The organism is Desulfobacter postgatei 2ac9, assembly GCF_000233695.2.
Classification (GTDB): Bacteria; Desulfobacterota; Desulfobacteria; order Desulfobacterales; family Desulfobacteraceae; genus Desulfobacter; species Desulfobacter postgatei.
Genome location: NZ_CM001488.1, coordinates 1,166,304 through 1,184,396, shown reverse-complemented (window position 1 = coordinate 1,184,396; position 18,093 = coordinate 1,166,304). Strand labels below are relative to the sequence as shown.

Sequence of the window (18,093 nt, the reverse complement as noted above, 5' to 3'; positions counted from 1 at the left end):
TTATTGGACAGTTACGTTGACCGCTGCAGGCCCTTTCTGTCCGTCCTCCACATCAAAAGTGACCCGGTCACCCTCATTAAGAGATTTAAAGCCTGTTGCATTGATGCCGGTATGATGCACGAATACGTCAGGTCCCTCCTCCTGCTCAATAAATCCGTATCCCTTTGCATCATTAAACCACTTTACGATCCCATTTGCCATTGCGACTCTCTCCTTACTTGTAGTGAATAATTTTAGTTTCAAACTCAGGTCCTGCCACGCCAACAAATGGGGTCCAGCCCTTAGAACGAAACTTTTAAAGCCCTGCAATTGCAGCTTTGAATGTATATTATTAGCTTTTATTTAAAAATCAAGGATTATTTATTAAAATTTCATTTTTTTCGCCACCATACACCAAATGACACGCGGCAAAATGGCCGGAAGAGACGGACATCAGCCGGGGACGTTGTTTTTCGCACTGTGCCGATACACGGTTGCAGCGTTTGGCAAACCGACACCCGGTATGCATTTCAGACAAAGCAGGCACATTGCCGGGGATGGTGGGAAGCGGCTCCTTCGCCGTTTGAGCCAGGGAAGGAATGGATCGCAAAAGGCCTTTGGTGTAAGGGTGAAATGGTTTCCGAAATAGTGTTGTCACAGAAGCGCTCTCCGCCACAGTGCCGGCATACATGACAACGACCTTGTCACAGTTCTCTGCGATCAGTCCAAGATCATGGGTAATTAGAATCACGGCCATACCTGTTGTATCCCGGAATTGAAAAATAAGATCCATAATCTGGGCCTGTACGGTTACATCCAGGGCCGTGGTCGGTTCATCAGCAATAAGGATATCAGGCTCACAAGCAAGTGCCATGCCGATCATCACCCGCTGACGCATCCCGCCGGATAATTGATGGGGATACTTTTTCATGACCTGCGGGGCATCGGGTATCCCTACTTTTTCAAGCATCTGCGTCGACGCTATATTTTTCGCCTTTGTTCCCATGCCCGGAAAATGCAGGGAATAACTTTCACAAATCTGCCGGCCCACGGTGTGAACCGGGTTTAATGCGGTCATGGGCTCCTGGAAAATCATGGATATTTTTTTGCCCCGGATCTTACGCATGGCATCAAGAGGAAGGTCAAGCAGATTTTGTCCTTTAAACAGGATTTCACCTTCTTTAATTTTTGACACAGGCTTTGGTAAAAGCCGCATCAAACTCAAGGCTGTCACACTCTTACCGCACCCCGATTCCCCGGCAATACCCAGCACCTGACCGGAGGCAAGTTCAAAGCCGACATCATCCACGGCCAGGACTTCTCCATGGTCGGTCCGGAATGCCACCCCAAGATGCTTAACAGCTAAAAGCGGTGGACAATTTTTTTGATTCATTCCGGCCGGACCTTTCGTTTATATTTGTCGTCAATGATGGTAACAGGTGCAAACACCTGTCCCGCATTCACAACGGCAAGGGTCTGATGACGAATATGCTCATCAATCCAGAAAAGCCCGCCCGCATCGGAGGCGAAAGGATCAAACAAACTATCGGACACAGGGGTGCCGTGGAATTTCGGCAGCCTCATCCACCGCCAGTAAGCCACTCGGACATAGGGCACCATATATGAAGGCACATATGCACAGATATCATGTATCTTGTTTTGAATCGTTCCAGATAAATTGATACGTTCGCGCTCATCCAGGCTGTCCCGGTACCGGTCAATAAGCTTGTCCAGTTCAGGGTCATCCGTGTTGGTGATGTTATTGGTCTGGGGCTTATGTGCATTGTCCGAGTGCCATCCCTCCCAAAAAGAAGGCCGCATGCCCGTACTCCACCCCATCCAGGCCACATCATGCTTTTTTTCCAGGGTTTTCTTAAACATGGCTGTGGGGTCAAGGCGCTCCAGTTCCAGGTCGATGCCGGCCTTGAGCGCGTCTTCCTTCAATACTGCCAGCTGGGGCATATGATCTTCCAGATAATAGGTCACGATAACGGAAAACCGCATGGCTCCTTTCTGCCAGATGCCTTCCGGACCTCTGTGCCAGCCGGCCTGCTTCATCAGCGCTTCAACCTGTGAAATATCGTACTCACGGGCTTTGATGGTGTAATCCGTATATTCTCCATATCCGTAAAAGGCCTGGGGCAGCCGGAAATAATCGCCCCGTAAAACCTGCTTGATCACCTTGTCCATGTTCATGGCATGGGCAAAGGCCTGCCGAACCCGGATATCCTCGAATACGGGACGGTCCAGGTTCAGCCACATTCCCCTGGAAGGCTGCGCCAGATCATTGAAAAAGCAGATACGTTCCACATATCCTTTATTAATAACCGGGGTGTTGGATTTCTGGTGCCAGAATTTGGGCACCACCATACCAAAGGTATCCAGACGGCCTTTCTTAAAATATTCCCACTGCATGTTGAAATCACGAATTACCGTAAAAAGCACTGAATCCACGTTAAACCGGTTTTTAAAATATCGCCGGTCCTTTGCCCACCACTGTTTTTTTCGGGAAAACCGGATAAATCGCCCTTTTTTAAAATCACTGATCTGGTAAGCCCCGGTATTGGGCACAACGGCCCAGTTGAAGCGGGATAGAAAGTCCTCTCCAAGGGTTTTAAAAAAATGTTCAGGCGTCGGGCTGATGCCAAGTTTCAGATAAAGGTCAGGTACGGCTTTGGTGCTTTTGACCGCAATGGTGTAATCGTCAAACGCCGTAACCGATTCAATCTCCCGGGTGTAGTAATCATTATACCAGGGTGCCACAATATGTTCAGAGCGCATGAATGTCAGGGTATACAAATAGTCCCTGGCGGTAACCGGCACCCCGTCCGACCACCTGGCATCTGGATCGAGCTTAAAATACATGGTCTTTTTATCCGGGGCATAGGCCCAGTGGGTGGCAAGCTCGGGAATAATACGCCGCGAGACAGGATGGATATTAATCAAAGCGAGCTGGTTGTCCAGAATTGCGCTTCGAAAAGAGCCGTTGGAATCCGGTCCCACCACCCTGAAGGTCATGGGGAAATTCATGATGGCCTCCCGGATCACCCCGCCTTTTTCAGCATTGTCCGAGGCAAACACCGGATCTGTATCATTGGTGAGCCACAGGATATTGTGCGGCAGTTTTTGATACACCAGGGGCGCAAGGCCTGCATTGGAAGGCGGTTCAGATGAAGAGATATTTTGGGACCGGTCTGATGTGCACCCGAACAGCCCGCCCAAAAGGCAAAGAAAGAAAATAACTCTCATTGCAAATAAAACACGCCGGGACAGCACCTTTATTATACCTTCCCTAACTTGTAAAAAGATTAAATCAATCCTTGACAGTAATTTTTAAAAAATAGAACAATACAGCAATTTTTAATCCGATCCAAGAGGAGTTTTCATCCCATGATCCTCCATGTGGACATGGATGCATTTTTTGCTTCCGTGGAACAGCGGGACAATCCGGAGCTTCTGGGTAAACCCGTTATCGTGGCAGGGCATTCCAGCCGCAGTGTGGTATCTGCAGCCAGCTATGAAGCAAGAAAATTCGGCATCCATTCAGCCATGCCCGTTTTTCAGGCCAGGCAGAGATGCCCGCATCTTATTATCCAGCCGGGCAGCCGTGAAAAATATGCCCGGGATTCAAGAAAGATCATGGCTATTTTAAGACAATTCTCCCCTTTGGTGGAGCCTGTTTCCATTGATGAAGCCTTCCTGGATATTAGGGGTTGTGAAAAACTGATCGGTACGCCTGAACAGGCCGCAAAAAAAATCAAATTTGAGATTTTCAATCAGCTTGCCCTGACCTGTTCAGTTGGCGGGGCCCCGGTCCGGTTTCTGGCAAAAATAGCCTCGGATATGGACAAGCCGGACGGGTTGACCATTATCTCCGGCAAGGAGATGGCCCAGGTGATTGCCACCCTTCCCATCAGCAAGGTGCCTGGCGTCGGCGCCAAGGCCATGGCCCAGATGCAAGGCCTTCAAATTGAAACCCTGGGCGATGTGAAGAGATTCGATCTCAACCTATTAACAAATAAATTCGGCAGTTTCGGACAAAGGCTGTTCCAGCTGGCCCGGGGGATTGATGCCACCCCCATAGAACCGGAAAGGCCCCGTAAATCCATCTCCGCTGAAGTCACGTTATTTTCCGATATTTCAGATCCCCGGGACGTACAATCCGTGCTTCTTGCCCAGGCCCACAGGGTCGGCAATGAACTTCGGGCCGGTAACCAAAGATGCAGAAAGGTCGGCATTAAACTCAAATTCTCCGATTTTTCCCAAATCACCCGGAGCAGAACCCTTGAAACATGGATTTCATCATCCAATACTATTTTTGACCAGGCACTCTTCTTGTATTATAATTTGAATATTACCAAAAAAATCCGTCTGGTCGGGGTGGGGGTTTCTGAATTTCAGGAGACCGAAAAGCCGATTCAGCGATCTTTGTTTCCCGATCAGAACCAGGAAGATCAACGGCAATGGGAGGCCGTGGACAGGGCCATGGATTCGGTGCTTGCCAAATTCGGCCCGGATGCCCTGAAAAAGGCAACCTTGAAAAACCATAAAGTTTCACACAACTACATAGGAGATCAGAAAGTGAACCCGCTTTGTGCTGTGCAAGTCACCATTACAGGAAGGGTCCAGGGCGTATGCTTCAGGCATGAAACCCAGCTGGCGGCCCGGGAGCGCGGCCTGTCAGGCCATGTGAGAAATATGCCCGACAGATCGGTCCAGGCCCTGTTCCAGGGTAAGCCCGAGGATATACAGGATATGCTGGCCTGGTGCCGAAAGGGGTCCACCTTTTCAGAGGTAAAGGATGTAAACACCCGAACGGTATCAGTGGATCCGGCATTAACACATTTTGAAATCCGTTATTAGAAAACCTCATTTCAAATTAAACGCCGTCTTAATCCTGGCACTATTTTCTTCATCTTCAGCAACAGGATCAGGCTGCGTAACAAATACGCGTCTTACATCAATCTTGCCGGTTTCTGTCAGGTATTTGGCAATTTCACGGCCACGCCGCCGCCCAAGGTCATTTAGGGCATCTCCATCCAGGGACATGCTGGTGACCAGAAGCGTCTCTTTTTCATCCAGAGTCAACTCTTTTTCCTTTCCGGACGCATCTCTGGGTTTGGGGAACTGTGCTTTGTCATAGGACTTTTCAATGAGACGGGTACGTTTTTCTTCATCCAAATCAGCCAGTCTCACCGTACCGTCTTCGGGCAATTTTTTATCCATGGATAAAACCATGGCTTCATAAGCCTCATATCTTAATTGCTCAGCGTCCTTAAGTTTATTGTACCGGCTCAAAATTTCCAGTTTCAAATTGGTTCTTTTATCCAGCACAGTTACAAGCTTGTTCAGCTTGTCTTTCTGGGCCTGATCCAGTTGACTTTTGCCCGGATCAAACTCCACATATCCCAGATCCTGGCCACTGCCGACACCCACAAGGTTGCCTAAAAATTTAAAAGGAGCCGTCACAATTCCCATAATGAAATTTTTCAGGACTGTTCCCACAACCTTTCCGAAATGAAATTTAGGGTCGCTGAGATCCCCGGTAATGGGCAGATTTAAATCAATTTCGCCCTTGGAATTTTTGAGCAGTGAAACGGCAAATTCCAGAGGAAGGGAGGATGCATCCTTACTCTCCACTTTTTTGCCCAGGGTCAACTGATCAAACAGGACGTGATTGTTTGAATTAAGCTTATCCCCGTTAATATTGTAATGCAGTTCCAGGATAAGTTTTCCCTTCTCTATTTCATATCCCAGATATTTTTTGGAATACACATTGAATTTAGGCAGCTCAATGTTTTTGAAGGATATGGTCAAATCAAGAAAACGCTTGTCCTTTAAAGGATCAAGCTGACCTGTGATGTCCAATGGTGCATATCCGCCATGGACACCTTTGAGTACAAGCTGGGCATGCGCCTTGCCCATGGAGGACAGACCTGTAAGGCTGCCTGCGATCTCGGTCATATTGGCGGTAAAATTGGGTTGGGTAAAATAGTCACTGAAATTGATATGCCCGCCCTGCAGGGTAATGGCGTTAATGCGGATATGGGGTATTGAACCGCCTTCCTTGACCGGTGCCGATTCGGTCTTGGTTTTACCTTTGGGTACGGTCTTGTCCTCGGGTTGTTCCACCATAATCTCTTTATAATTGAGTTGGGCGTTTTTATTTAATATGACCCGTTGGTAGAAATCCGTCAGCGCAATTTTCTCAATCACCACACTCATGGGATTTACGCAAATCTCCATACCCGTTGCATAGAGCGATTTGCATGAAAAAAATTCCGTGTTATCCACCTTGTTTTTAGACATAAAATTGTTAAGGGAAGCCTGACCCTTGTATGTTATTTCCGGTAGATCACTTTTCTTCTTGCCCGGAGTCACGACCACTGTACCCTTGGTATTCAGATATCCTTCGGATATTGAAATTTTCAAGAAATCAGTAAAATACGGTTCTGCCGTATTCACGTCAATCCGGTTGAAATCTATATTCACGGTCGCTGCAGGCCCTGAAATGTCAAAGCTGCCGTCAAGATTAATTTGTCCCTTGTCCTTGTTGGTCATGGATGCCTTGAAGGTTGATTTTTCCCCTTTCTTTGTGGAAATATTTTCAACCGTAACACCAATGTCTTTCATGATCACCTTCACCGGCTCTTTTTTGGCTTGATCAATGAACTGAACCCGACACTGGTCTAAAACCGTTTTATGTATGGTTGCAACCCACGCAGGTGCAGGTGCGTTCTGTTCATCCTGCTTTGTTGCGTCTTGTTTTATCTGTGCAGGCTTTGATGCAGTCGCCTTTTTCCCGGGGTTGCCCCCTGGTTTCAGGGCCTGTTCAATGGCTGCAAGCAGGTCCATCCGGCCTGTTTTATCCCGGTTAACCTCAACCTGGGCCTTATGAAGTTCCACAAGCCCCACGCCTGCCTCCTGTTTTAAAAGGTCGCAGGAGATTCCGGATAATGCCAGCCGGTCGAACTGTACCAGGGGCTCTTTTTTGCCCTGCTCAGTCAGACCGAATGTATCCAGGGTCACCTGACCGTCGGATACCTCAACACCCAACCCGGCCTGGGAGAAACCCATGTTGAAATTCAGAGCGGCAGCCACATTCTCAAGGGTGACATTATCCCCAAGATAGGATGCCAGATAGGGACGAAAATGTTTAAGGGAAATACCCTTAACGGAAACATTGCCGTTGGCCTTCAGATCATTATGCACATGAAACGCTCCGGCCGTTTTTATCTCTTCGTCATCGCCGGTCAGAATATGAAGGTCATATTTTCCTTCAACCTTGGAACCGACATTCATGTCAGTGAGGCTAAAGTCCAGACTGGAGATCTCTTTGACCACCTCAGGCGAGACCATCTTATCACTGAAGCGGATATGCATATTTTTCACGGCGGCCTGGTTGATTTTCGCAGTAAAGGGCAGGGAGAGGGCAATCACCGGTTTTAACGGTTTTTTGTTTTGGTGCACAGCTGGTGCCTGACCTTGAACGGCCTGGGTATCAACGGTTGACGCATCCGACCTCCGGGTCGAAGCCTGCGGGGGCTGTGCCGTTTTCATCCCCTGCCCTCCGGGAACCAGATTGATGCCGCCCCGGGCATCGCGTTCAACAAACAAAGAGGCCTGGTCAAGCAATACCTGGTCCACCAGAAAATTCATATCAAATACATTCTGGGATGATGCGTTCATCGTCAACAGGGGGCAGGCGAACAACTTAGCGCCGGACACATTCTCCAGATCAAAATTTTTCATTACGGTTTTCAGGCTGACCGCAAGCGTTTGCTCTTCAACGGTTTTCCCCGCCGGGATCTCATAGTCGCCAGAAACGGATAGGCCAAGGTTACCGGCGGATTTAATTTTATAAGGGGCCGGCAGATTAATATAAGGAACAAAATAGTTGAGATCCAGCGGCAGCATGCTCAGTGACACCGACATTTTCCGGGTGGCGTCAAAAGGGACACCCGTTACATTGACATCCAGCCGGGAATTATTCAGCAGACAATTCATAACGGCTTTGATAGGCGTTGCCAGATCCTTTTCCATGCTGCTGATCAGGGGAAGATCAAAGTTCAGCTGTGTTACTGAATGGGTGACCGAACGGATATGATCGGTGAAAACCAGGGCCGCATCCGTAATTTTTACATTAAATACCTTGAACTCAAACAAAGCATCGGACGCTTCTTTAGCGGGTTCAGGCTCCGGTGCGGTGGGTTCCTTATTTCTTTGAAGCAGGTCTGAAATATTTAAGGAGTTATCCTCATTCAAATGAAGAGAAAATTTAGGCGCTGTTACCTGAACATCGGAAATCACCGGGGCCAGATGAAGCAGGGAGGCGGCGGAGAGGTTGAGATAAACGTCCTGAATCGAGGCCAAATTTTCCCCTTTGATTTTACTTTCAACGGCAAAATTTTTAACCCGGGCTTCCAGGGTGAACGGATTAAAAGTTATGGATTCAATCCGAGTCTGCCTTTCAAGGGTTTTGGTCAGGGCGTTAACAGCAATGCGTTTACCTGCCCAGGGTGCCACAAGTCCTGTCAAAATCAGATAAAGGGCAAACAGGATGCCGGCACTTAAGGCCACTATTTTCACCGTAAAATATTTCTTCATCACTTTCCCCCCCACAAACAGCCATTTCTTTCGGTTCCGGTACCGGATATAGTCCTTAATTGCGTCTATAAAAAGTCATAGGCTGATTCCAATTTATATGTTTTTACAAAACCAGGTCGAGCCATGGCCCTTAGTCATCACATATATATCATGGTATGTGCCTTTCCGCAAAAAAGTTCTCCCTTGAAAAAGTTTAAAAGATCTCTAACAAAACCCGAATTTACTCTCCGGCATTCAGGTCGAGCTTTTTCACCATCGGCAACCAGATCGCAAGAACGAAAAGTGCAGAAAAAATAGCCATCCGGGCAATCACGTGAATGGTGCCGGTCCAGTCAAGGGATATAAACCACATGGCAAATGCCGCCACAACAAAATAGAGAAAAATCATAAGAGAGGATGCTGTTCCCGCTCCCCGGTCAACCTGCAACAGCACCAGATAATTGCTTGGCGGCCGACTTAAGCCAAAGAAAAAAGAGGACAGTGCCATGGGCAAGGCAAGCCCCCAGGGTCCTGCCACCAAATCGGCATGCATAAAAAGACCGGCTGCCAATATGCCTGCAAAGCCGATGGTCACAATTTTTTCCGAAGCCATGCGTCTTTGAATCCGTGTGCATATAAAGGACCCTGCCATGATGGCGGCTGCATTGAACGCAAAAAAATAGCTGAACACCTGTTCCGACATGCCAAAATGGGAAATGTAAATATTTGACGCGGATCCGATAAAAGAGAAATGGGGCAGGACAATAACCGAAAAAAGAAGGACAAGACCAATATAACGCCAATTGCCAAACAATTTCAGATACAGCCGCATGGTTTCAAAAACGCGGATATTCTCGGGTTCCTGCAAAGGCTCCTTGAGCCAAAACACGCCGCCCAGGGCAATCATACCCATGACAGCCTGCATAAAAAACACCCAATTCCAGGAGAGCCAGGCCATGATGACCCCGCCAAGTATCGGCGCAAGCATGGGTGCCAGGGCCATGATTACAGCCATATAGGCAAGTATGCGCTGCCGCTGCTTCCCTTCGTACAGGTCCTTGGTAATGGCCATGGAGATTACCACGCCCGACGATGCCCCAACGCCCTGCAGAACCCTGAGGCAAATAAGATGATAGATATCGTCCACAAATCCGCTCACAAAACTGGCAGCAATATAAATCATGATACCGACCATAAGCAGGGGCTTTCGACCATATTTGTCCGACAAGGGGCCGTACAGCAGCATACTGATGCAAAATCCGATGAAAAATCCGCTCAGGGTAAGGTTGACCACGGACATAGGCTGCTGCCAAATTTGTTGAAGCAAAGGCAACGCCGGAAGATACATGTCCGTTGATAACGGTGGGAAAGCAGCCAGAAGCGCCAAAAGGCACATCATTTTCAGGGTATTGGTCTTCATTTATAATACTGCACTTAATATAGTAGTTATCAGGTGACAGGCGGACATAACCAATCGTCTTACATGCCTGGATGCCGTCCGTAAAAAAAAAGGGCAATTGATGATAATTTTTTTATTTCAATCGAAACAATACACGAAGTTATTGGGCGCATACCCGTCTCATGGTGAGTTAAAATCAAACCAAAGCGTCCGTTTTGGCTGCCATTGAAAAATCATTTTTATGCAGGCCCTTTATTTTTTGGGTTGTCCACAACACCTCCACACGCCCCCATCCCAGAACCAGTGTGGGATGATGATATTCGGCCTCAGCCAACTCACCCACCCGGTTAACAAAGGTCAGGGCCTGTTTAAAATTTTTAAACCGAAACACTCGCTTCAGGGTCTGGTTTCCCTGTACATCAACGATCTCCCAGTCCGGCACCTGGCGTTTGAAATTTGCTATCTCTTCTGCTGTTGCAACTAAACCGCCCTTTTCACAGGGAACACATTTATGCGTAATCAAGCTGTCCATAATAACCTCCGTTCGATCAGGTTTTTGTTTATGGATGTAATATAATCAGTTATTGGGCACTGTCATCTTGCCCCCCAAATATGATATTATCTGTCCATACCGAATACGCATAAAAGGAGGTAAAATGGAACTTGCCTTTATCGGACTGGGGATTATGGGCAGCCGTATGGCTGCAAATCTATTAAAAAAGAACAAAAATTTGACGGTGTTCAACCGCTCTGCCGCACCCATTCGAAAATTGGTCGCACAGGGGGCGGTTGCGGCGGATTCATATCGAAATGCGGTCAAGGGTGCCGATGTTGTATTTACCATGCTGGCCTCCCCTGAAGTGGTTGAAAAGGTGGCATTTTCAGAGGAGGGTTTTGTATCCGCAATGAAAAAAAATGCGATCTGGGTGGATTGCTCAACCGTGAATCCCTCTTTTTCCAGAAAAAGTTTTTTAATGGCAAAAGAGTGCGGCATCCGGTTCATGGATGCGCCCGTATCCGGAACAAAACCCAATGCAGAAAATGCGGATCTGGTTTTCTTTGTCGGCGCTGAAAAAAGCGTTTTGGATGTTGTACAATCCTTGCTGGAAGGCATGGGGCAAAAAGTTATGCATGTGGGAGAACCAGGCAAAGGCACGGCATTAAAAATGTTGGTAAATTCGCTGTTAGCCCAATCCATGCTCATGCTTTCGGAAAATATACTGCTGGGTGAAAAACTTGGATTTTCAAAGGATTTCCTGCTGGATACCCTGCCCAAAATGTCGGTCTGTGCACCGTTTACCCAAGCCAAGGCAGAGATGATCCGCAAAAATGATTTTGAAGTCCAATTCCCTTTGGAGTGGATGCACAAGGATCTTCACCTGGCAACCTTGACCGCATATGAAGAGGGACAGCCCCTGCCGCTGGCAAATTCGGCAAAAGAAATTTACGCCGCAGCAAAACAAGACGGCTTGGGCCGGAAAGATTTTTCTGCAATTTATCAGTTCATGAAGAACGGTACATCTCCTTGAGTCGTAAGATGCATCATGTAAAAAGGGGCGGCGTCAGATCTCCTGCTGTTTTTTTTTCTTATACGCTTCAAAATCAAGGAAAATGATAGGCGGCAGTTGTGGTACCCATAGGTCATTTTCGGGATCACCGGGGGTGGCACTGTCATTGGCTTGCCCTGTCAGTGTGCGCCGAAATTCTCTGAATTCAGCCGACATATCGGTGATGATGGTGGTCAATTCATTTAAAGATGTCAATATCTGGTCGGACAGGGGATTGTCTCCTACAGAAACAGGTGCTTGGGCTGAAGGCGGTTGGAGAGATTTTGGGGCTGTCTCCGGGGCCATGGTTGATTTTTTTTTCCCTTTCGGCAGTTTTATAGGAGTCCCCGCGATTTCCATATACTTTTCCCAAAATTTTTCAAACGCACTGTCACATGTATTGATGCCTGGATTGTCGAGCAGAAATCCAGCCAACTGCTCAATGCCCGCTGCAGCGCGGGCTCTAGGATACAGCAAACTAAAAGGACGCTGCCGGGTGACCGCAGCGGACACGGTTTCATCGGCGGGAAGGCAGCCGGCATAGGAAATTTCAATGGGAAGATATTGTTTCACCGTTTCGTTGAATTTATCGAATACAGCCCTGGCAAAACGTTCATTTTTCGCTTTGTTCATGACCACCTTCACCGGATCGCGGTATCCATTCAGGGAAAGCACCTTCAACAGCGAGTACCCATCGGTCAGCGATGTGGGTTCGGAGGTCACCACCAGGAGCACCTCCTGGGAAGCCAGGCAAAAGGACAGCACATGCCTGGATATGCCGGCCGAAGTATCGAAGAGCAGTACATCGTACCCCGCTATGCAAGAGAAGGATTCGATTAGTTGGGAGACATCCTCAGGTGTCATGGCGGCCAGCTTTTCCACACCGGTTCCGCCGGGAATGATGTCAACACCGCAGGTATCGTGGATCATAATATCGGGGATGCGTTTCTCCCCGTTTACCACCTCCTCCAGAGTGTGCTCCGGCCGAATTCCCATCAGAATATTGATGTTGGCCAACCCCAGGTCCGCATCAAAAATGCAGGGCCGCAATCCTTTTCTGGCAAACTCAACCGCCAGATTCACGCAGATATTGGTCTTGCCAACCCCGCCTTTTCCACTGGTAATGGTGATCACCCGTTTCATGCATACCTTCCTTTTTATGGTACCGGCGAGGCAAAGAGTTCCGGGTTCCTCTCTTTGGTGGTACATCTGAATTGGACGCCGGAGCAACCGTAAGTGTTGCAGATTGTATTGAAATTTTCTTCAATAAATTCGATGAACCAGATCTCTTCCCGGGGAACCGACTTATCTCCTCCTGCCATTTGCATCTGGGCCTTATAAGCCTGGTACAACAATTTGATCTGGGCGTGCTGTTCTTTCAGATTATCGATCACCACCACGGCTCCCTCTGAATTCTGCTGCCCGGACAAAAACCTCTGGACAGGCCTGGGCAGGACCTCTCCATAAAGCAGGGCGTATAACTGTTCAAATTTTTCATCAGTGATCAGCACACAGGTCATCTGAATGCTCGGATGGCGAGATTTCAGATCTTGCATGCTCCAGATCCTGGCCGGATTGGAGACTGCGAGGGTAAGGTTGTCACCGTTCCAGAAAAGAGGGAGAATTTGATGTTCACAGGCATAGCGTTGGCCGATTATACTGCGCAGTTCTATCTTTTGTTTTTCATAATAAATATATCCGTCAAGTTTCTGGAACGGGGTGTTGTACTGAATGGAAAGAGCAAAGTAGAGCTGGTCTAGGGCAACCCATTTATTTTCTAAAAGTATTTTGCCAAGCGCCTTATGGGCGGCGGACTGCAATGCAAGGGCCTTTTCAAGATCCGCCTCATGGATCAAGGCCTGCTGTAACAGAATCTGCCCCAGCTTGAGGTCACGGCTGAATCTGCGGAAAGCCAGATTTAGTTCGGACAGGGTGACACGATTTTGTTCATACAGAATTTCACATGTTGATTTTTTGTAATGCTTGAGCTTTAACACCGATTCCAGATCGCTCTCCTGGATCAGCCGGTGTTTGACGGCCAGTTTGACAAGGAAAAGGGTGTCCAGCTGCTCGTAAACCAGTTTTTTTCGATCCATATCTGAAAGATACCCTTTTTTAACTAAAAATCGGCTCAGGGAGCGACCAGACTGTTTGACCTGCCTTTGGCCTTCCTCCAGCTGCTCCTGAGAGAGCATGCCCTTTTCAACTGCCCGTTTACCCATCTGCCACTGCATTTCCTGAAGGAACAGCAGCTTCTTCAATTGTTCCTGGGTTATTTTTTTTTGGCCTAAGAGGATAAAACCCAATTGTTTTTTAGATTGCTCAATATGAGTCTTCCGGATGCCTCTGGCTTCGGCCATCTCTTCGGAGGATACGAATCCTTCGGCCATCAGAAAATCCTCTATTTCCAGGTGCGCCGTTTTATCTTCCATCTCTTATGGTCGTCCTCTCTGCCGAAAGATACAGATTGTTTAAGAAGGTGTGCTGAATTTCGGTCATTTATCTGCCTCCGCTTCGTCATGCCTGCGGGCCGCTTCAACCAGAATATGCATGAGGGTGCGATTGATTTCAGTGTGCTTTTCAGCATCTGGCCGGGCGACTTCAAAAGTGGCATCCTTCCAGTTTATGATATCATAAGCCGCATCCTCGTTTTTCAGGTCCCCGGTTTCAGCTGCAATCAACTGGCCTTTCCTGAAAAACAAAAATCCGACCTTGTCGGCTGATCGTACCTGGAGAGTGCATGTCTTTTCTTCCATTTCGATCATTTGGAGAAAGGCCGCCGTACCAAACCCTTTAATTTCTCCTTTTCGATTGGATCGCAGGGCGGACCAAATCTTCTCCAGAACCGCCTGCATATCGAGCGGCTTTTCAAAAATGGCGTTCAGAGTGATCTCCGGCACCGAATTTTGGAATTCAGATGCTGGCCGCCAAGTCATCAAAAACAGGTCCATATTCGGTTCACGCCTGTGCGTGGCTTTTAACAACTGGATACCGCCCATATCCGGTATGTCAAGATCGGTTACGATCACATGTATTTTTATGAATTTTATAAGTTCGAGGGCTATCTTGCCGTTTTCGGCTGTGAGTACATCGCACTGATCTGTGGCATTCACTGCTGTCGTAAATACACTTAATACTTCCGGATCATCATCGACGATAAGTATTTTATCTCTGTTGGTAGGTGAAGCTTCGGGTGTTTTGACCAGATGGCTGTTCCTGTGGTATTGTTCGACGCATTCCTGCAGTGTCTTTTCAAGTACATGGGGCTTGCAGGGTTTTATCAGGAACTTAAAAATTTTACCCCCGTTCAGCGCCTTTAAAGAAACATCAAGATTGCCGTGGCCGGTAAGCATCACAATTACGCTGTCAGGGTCTATTTTTTTTGCCTTCTCCACAAACTCGAATCCGTCCATGCCATTCATATGCAGGTCGGTGATTACGACGGCATAAGGCCCCTTTCCCGCCACCGCGTTGAGGCCTTCCCGGCCACCTTGGGCGATATCAATATCAAATATTTTTCTCAGGCGTCGTTGCGTGACCTCCATAAAAGCAAGATCGTCATCAACGAACAAAATTCTATCCATCTGATCGCTACCCCCTACAAAACCGGCTATAGCACATTGAGTTCGCTGGGTTGAATCTTGGTGACGGTGATGTTAAACCCCCCACCCAATAATGTATTCTCTATATCATGCCGTTGAAGATACGAAAACGCTTTTTGTTACTGGAATTTTAGAAAAATTAACCGCGCTTTACTGACAATCAGTTCAATTTTTTTACAATTAATGACCCTCTTGTCGATTAAAGAAGGGCTACCGCTGACTGAGAAAACAATAAAGACACAGGCGAAGATTTTTATCGACCAGGGTTGCAAAAATGCGCACATTCAGGTTAATCTTAACCCAAACGATGAAAAACACGTTCCCGTGTCAAACAGCTTTTCTTAAAGGTAAAAAAAATAATGGTAAAAAAATATATACTGGGTTATCCGATTTTGTTGATTGGCCTGTTATTATGTGTAAGGGGTACGGCTTTTGCTCAGCAAGCCCCGAATCTTTCAAAGGGACAAAAGGTTTATGTCCCGGCATATTCACATATTTACACAGGCAACAGACAGATCCCCACGTTTTTAACCGTGACTTTAAGCATCCGCAATACGGACATGTCTCATGGCATTGAGGTTGTGTCGGTAGATTACTACAACACCAAAGGCACTCTTTTAAAAAAATACCTCCCCTCACCTATTTCTCTAAAGCCCCTTGAATCCATACGCTATGTTGTCGATTATGACGATAAGGCCGGAGGGGCCGGGGCCAATTTTATTGTTGAATGGCGATCTGAAAAGCCAGTAAATCCCCCGATCATGGAAACCATCATGATCGGCTCAAGGTCTTCTTTCACGTCCCGGGGCCAGATTCTTATCCCTTTTAAATGAAATCCGATCCCTGATATTTGATCATCAGCATAGCAATATCATCTGACTGAACAGCGTTTCCGGCATGTTTCCGGACAGCGCCAAGCACAGCATTGATCACCTGTTCCGCACTATTTTCTTTATTAAATTCCAGGACAGCCAGCTGGCGTTCGCTGGAAAACTGTTTAGAATCGGCATCCATGGCTTCATTCACACCGTCGGTGTACAGAAAAAAACTGTCTTGGGGTTCAAGGCGCAATGATATGTCAGTGTATGAAATGCCGGGAAGAGCCCCCACTACGGGTTGAGTATTCCCTTTTTTAAAATAGCATTCACTGTTGCAGGGCATGACCACAGGCGGGTTATGCCCGCCATTGGCATAAAGGATTTCACCGGTCCTAAAATTGAAAATACCGATGACAAGCCTGACAAACATGGATCTTGGATTGTCAGCGCTTAAAATCTCATTTATTTCTTCCATGACGATACCTGGGGATTCCATCTTTTCACTCAACGTCCGAATCAGGGTACGGGTGATCACCATGAACAATGCCGAGGGCACCCCTTTTTCAGACACATCGCCCAGGGTAAAGCACAGACGGTCCTCATCAATAAGAAAAAAATCATATAGATCCCCGCCCACTTCTTTTGCAGGCGTAAGCATGGCATACAAATCAAATTCCGGATGATCAGCAAAAAACGGAAAGGTTTTGGGCACCATACCCAGCTGAATCTCCCTTGCGATATTCAAGTCACTTTCCATACGGAGCCGGGCTGTCGTACTCTGAATAAGGTTCTGAATATTCTTATTCAATTCCCGACGCATGAGGAGAAAAGATGCGGCAAGGGTACCAACTTCATCCTTATGTTTTTTTATCAATGCATCAATGGGTGAATCTTCCGGCAAAGGTTTGGAAAGATCCCGCCGGGGCAGCCGCCTTGCATAATGGGATAAAAGAGTCAATGGTTTTGAAATCCGGGAAACCAGAACAAAGACGGCAATAATGCCGACTATACACATCAGGCCGATAATAATGCTCTGCCGTACAACCAGTTGTTTTGCAGCGGCATTGATCTCATTGAGGGGAATAACAACACCGGTATACCACTTGAACGGTTTAAAATAGGTGCTGTAAATAATCATGGTCCGGCTGCCGCCGTTATCCGACCGGGCAACATATCTGATTTCCGAAATATCTGCAATATCCGTGGTTCGGATCTGCTGGATACCTGTCTTTTCTTTAATACAGCGGATAATGTCTTTGGTGGTGTTTTCACCAAGATCAGGGGGCGGAATCAGGATTGTATCATCTGCACCAACCATACAAACAAATCCGCTTTTAGTGATAGTCAGTCGGCCGGCATATTCATTCAGGGAAGAGATACATTTTTCCTTCTCTGCCTGGGCTTGAGCTTCAATGCCACTGATGTCCACGGATACCCCAATGGTATATTTCCGGGGCGGAAACGGCAGAAAAAAAGCCAGGACGTGACCGGATCGGCCGTTTTCTCCAACCGTGTTGAAGATTGCAAAATCACCGTGGTGGTTCAAGTTGTCAAACTGCATCACTTCGGCAATTTTTCTGTCTTTAATATCCTCAATGGTTCTGTAAGCCCCTTTGCGCATCTTTTTATTCGAGCTTGAAATCAGGTTAAACTCCTCATCCATAATGTAAAAATCGGTGTTTTCAAAGGGGATATTGTTAATCCATGCAAGGGCCTTTTGAATCCCTGACCGGGAATCATCCCCGGGAGTAACGGCGGTACAGAAACCGGTAAAAACAGATTGAATCATTCGCGCTTTTTGTTTGAGTTGATTGCGCTTGGTCAGGGTCATTGCCCGCTTGGAAGTCAGAAGTTGATGATAATTCTCGCGAATTACCAGATAAAAGGAGTGCAAAATATTACGGGCTGATTTTTCCTGGGTCACCAACATGGCCTGTCCCACATCCCTGTTGGTGAAATAGAGATTGACAGCGGTTGAGATAACCATCACCAGGGTCACATAAACAATGATTTTACCTTTAATTGTCGATAAAAACCGTTGACCCATATTTATAACTCAGCCATTTAGGGCATTTTTTTCAAATTCCTAAGCCAAAAAACCTGAGTGCAGCGTATACAAATATCAGCAACAATACAATACCCGAATAGAACCGGGCCGGAAG

13 protein-coding genes are annotated in these 18,093 nt (G+C 47.2%); 3 read left to right on the top strand and 10 right to left on the bottom strand.

The genetic code is table 11. The annotated features are described in order from the left end of the window. The 3 genes from DESPODRAFT_RS05375 to DESPODRAFT_RS05365 all read right to left on the bottom strand — a co-directional run bounded on the left by DESPODRAFT_RS05375 (position 1) and on the right by DESPODRAFT_RS05365 (position 3,228). A complete protein-coding gene (locus DESPODRAFT_RS05375; protein WP_004071947.1) occupies positions 1–201 on the bottom strand; it encodes a cold-shock protein in 201 nt (66 codons plus the stop codon). 148 nt (positions 202–349) lie between these two features. After that, the gene (locus DESPODRAFT_RS05370; RefSeq protein ID WP_004071946.1) at positions 350–1,372 is read right to left on the bottom strand and encodes an ABC transporter ATP-binding protein; all 1,023 of its coding nucleotides are present in this window, start codon (positions 1,370–1,372) and stop codon (positions 350–352) included. Further along, entirely contained in the window at positions 1,369–3,228 is a 1,860-nt protein-coding gene (locus DESPODRAFT_RS05365; protein WP_040016198.1) for an extracellular solute-binding protein, read from the bottom strand. Before DESPODRAFT_RS05365 ends, DESPODRAFT_RS05370 begins: the two co-directional genes overlap by 4 nt. Before the next feature lie 141 nt (positions 3,229–3,369). On the opposite strand from DESPODRAFT_RS05365, the gene dinB reads away from it, so the two are divergent. Beyond that, positions 3,370–4,842, top strand: coding sequence for a DNA polymerase IV (dinB, locus tag DESPODRAFT_RS05360; RefSeq protein WP_004071944.1), 1,473 nt, complete (start codon positions 3,370–3,372; stop codon positions 4,840–4,842). Between the two features lie 6 nt (positions 4,843–4,848). Here dinB and DESPODRAFT_RS05355 read toward each other — a convergent pair whose 3' ends face one another. The 3 genes from DESPODRAFT_RS05355 to DESPODRAFT_RS05345 form a co-directional block, all read right to left on the bottom strand. After that, positions 4,849–8,586 (bottom strand): DUF748 domain-containing protein, encoded by a 3,738-nt coding sequence (locus DESPODRAFT_RS05355; RefSeq protein WP_004071943.1) that lies wholly within the window; start codon positions 8,584–8,586, stop codon positions 4,849–4,851. 220 nt (positions 8,587–8,806) lie between these two features. Continuing rightward, complete coding sequence (locus DESPODRAFT_RS05350; RefSeq protein ID WP_004071942.1) at positions 8,807–9,985, bottom strand: multidrug effflux MFS transporter; 1,179 nt, start codon at positions 9,983–9,985, stop codon at positions 8,807–8,809. Positions 9,986–10,160: 175 nt separating this feature from the next. Beyond that, on the bottom strand, positions 10,161–10,496 hold the full coding sequence (locus DESPODRAFT_RS05345) for a 4a-hydroxytetrahydrobiopterin dehydratase (RefSeq protein WP_004071940.1): 336 nt from the start codon (positions 10,494–10,496) through the stop codon (positions 10,161–10,163). A gap of 124 nt (positions 10,497–10,620) precedes the next feature. Between DESPODRAFT_RS05345 and DESPODRAFT_RS05340 the strand changes: the two genes are divergently transcribed. Then, on the top strand, positions 10,621–11,493 hold the full coding sequence (locus DESPODRAFT_RS05340) for an NAD(P)-dependent oxidoreductase (RefSeq protein WP_004071937.1): 873 nt from the start codon (positions 10,621–10,623) through the stop codon (positions 11,491–11,493). A gap of 33 nt (positions 11,494–11,526) precedes the next feature. On the opposite strand, the gene DESPODRAFT_RS05335 is transcribed toward DESPODRAFT_RS05340, so the two are convergent. The 3 genes from DESPODRAFT_RS05335 to DESPODRAFT_RS05325 all read right to left on the bottom strand — a co-directional run bounded on the left by DESPODRAFT_RS05335 (position 11,527) and on the right by DESPODRAFT_RS05325 (position 15,095). Then, the gene (locus DESPODRAFT_RS05335) at positions 11,527–12,654 is read right to left on the bottom strand and encodes a nucleotide-binding protein (protein WP_052314667.1); all 1,128 of its coding nucleotides are present in this window, start codon (positions 12,652–12,654) and stop codon (positions 11,527–11,529) included. Between the two features lie 14 nt (positions 12,655–12,668). After that, entirely contained in the window at positions 12,669–13,943 is a 1,275-nt protein-coding gene (locus DESPODRAFT_RS05330) for a cyclic di-GMP-binding domain-containing protein, MshE-related (protein ID WP_004071934.1), read from the bottom strand. A gap of 63 nt (positions 13,944–14,006) precedes the next feature. Then, positions 14,007–15,095, bottom strand: coding sequence for a response regulator (locus DESPODRAFT_RS05325; protein ID WP_004071932.1), 1,089 nt, complete (start codon positions 15,093–15,095; stop codon positions 14,007–14,009). A gap of 377 nt (positions 15,096–15,472) precedes the next feature. On the opposite strand from DESPODRAFT_RS05325, the gene DESPODRAFT_RS05320 reads away from it, so the two are divergent. Next, positions 15,473–15,946, top strand: coding sequence for a DUF3124 domain-containing protein (locus DESPODRAFT_RS05320; protein WP_004071930.1), 474 nt, complete (start codon positions 15,473–15,475; stop codon positions 15,944–15,946). Here DESPODRAFT_RS05320 and DESPODRAFT_RS05315 read toward each other — a convergent pair. Then, a complete protein-coding gene (locus DESPODRAFT_RS05315) occupies positions 15,939–17,978 on the bottom strand; it encodes a SpoIIE family protein phosphatase (protein WP_004071929.1) in 2,040 nt (679 codons plus the stop codon). The genes DESPODRAFT_RS05320 and DESPODRAFT_RS05315 overlap by 8 nt on opposite strands. Positions 17,979–18,093: the final 115 nt, after the last annotated feature.

Coding starts and splice junctions, on each gene's coding strand:
- DESPODRAFT_RS05330 (WP_004071934.1), bottom strand. CDS start 13,943: ATGGAAGATAAAACGGCGCACCTGGAAATAGAGGATTTTCTGATGGCC.
- DESPODRAFT_RS05335 (WP_052314667.1), bottom strand. CDS start 12,654: ATGAAACGGGTGATCACCATTACCAGTGGAAAAGGCGGGGTTGGCAAG.
- DESPODRAFT_RS05355 (WP_004071943.1), bottom strand. CDS start 8,586: ATGAAGAAATATTTTACGGTGAAAATAGTGGCCTTAAGTGCCGGCATC.
- DESPODRAFT_RS05370 (WP_004071946.1), bottom strand. CDS start 1,372: ATGAATCAAAAAAATTGTCCACCGCTTTTAGCTGTTAAGCATCTTGGG.
- DESPODRAFT_RS05315 (WP_004071929.1), bottom strand. CDS start 17,978: ATGGGTCAACGGTTTTTATCGACAATTAAAGGTAAAATCATTGTTTAT.
- DESPODRAFT_RS05345 (WP_004071940.1), bottom strand. CDS start 10,496: ATGGACAGCTTGATTACGCATAAATGTGTTCCCTGTGAAAAGGGCGGT.
- DESPODRAFT_RS05350 (WP_004071942.1), bottom strand. CDS start 9,985: ATGAAGACCAATACCCTGAAAATGATGTGCCTTTTGGCGCTTCTGGCT.
- DESPODRAFT_RS05325 (WP_004071932.1), bottom strand. CDS start 15,095: ATGGATAGAATTTTGTTCGTTGATGACGATCTTGCTTTTATGGAGGTC.
- dinB (WP_004071944.1), top strand. CDS start 3,370: ATGATCCTCCATGTGGACATGGATGCATTTTTTGCTTCCGTGGAACAG.
- DESPODRAFT_RS05375 (WP_004071947.1), bottom strand. CDS start 201: ATGGCAAATGGGATCGTAAAGTGGTTTAATGATGCAAAGGGATACGGA.
- DESPODRAFT_RS05320 (WP_004071930.1), top strand. CDS start 15,473: ATGGTAAAAAAATATATACTGGGTTATCCGATTTTGTTGATTGGCCTG.
- DESPODRAFT_RS05365 (WP_040016198.1), bottom strand. CDS start 3,228: ATGAGAGTTATTTTCTTTCTTTGCCTTTTGGGCGGGCTGTTCGGGTGC.
- DESPODRAFT_RS05340 (WP_004071937.1), top strand. CDS start 10,621: ATGGAACTTGCCTTTATCGGACTGGGGATTATGGGCAGCCGTATGGCT.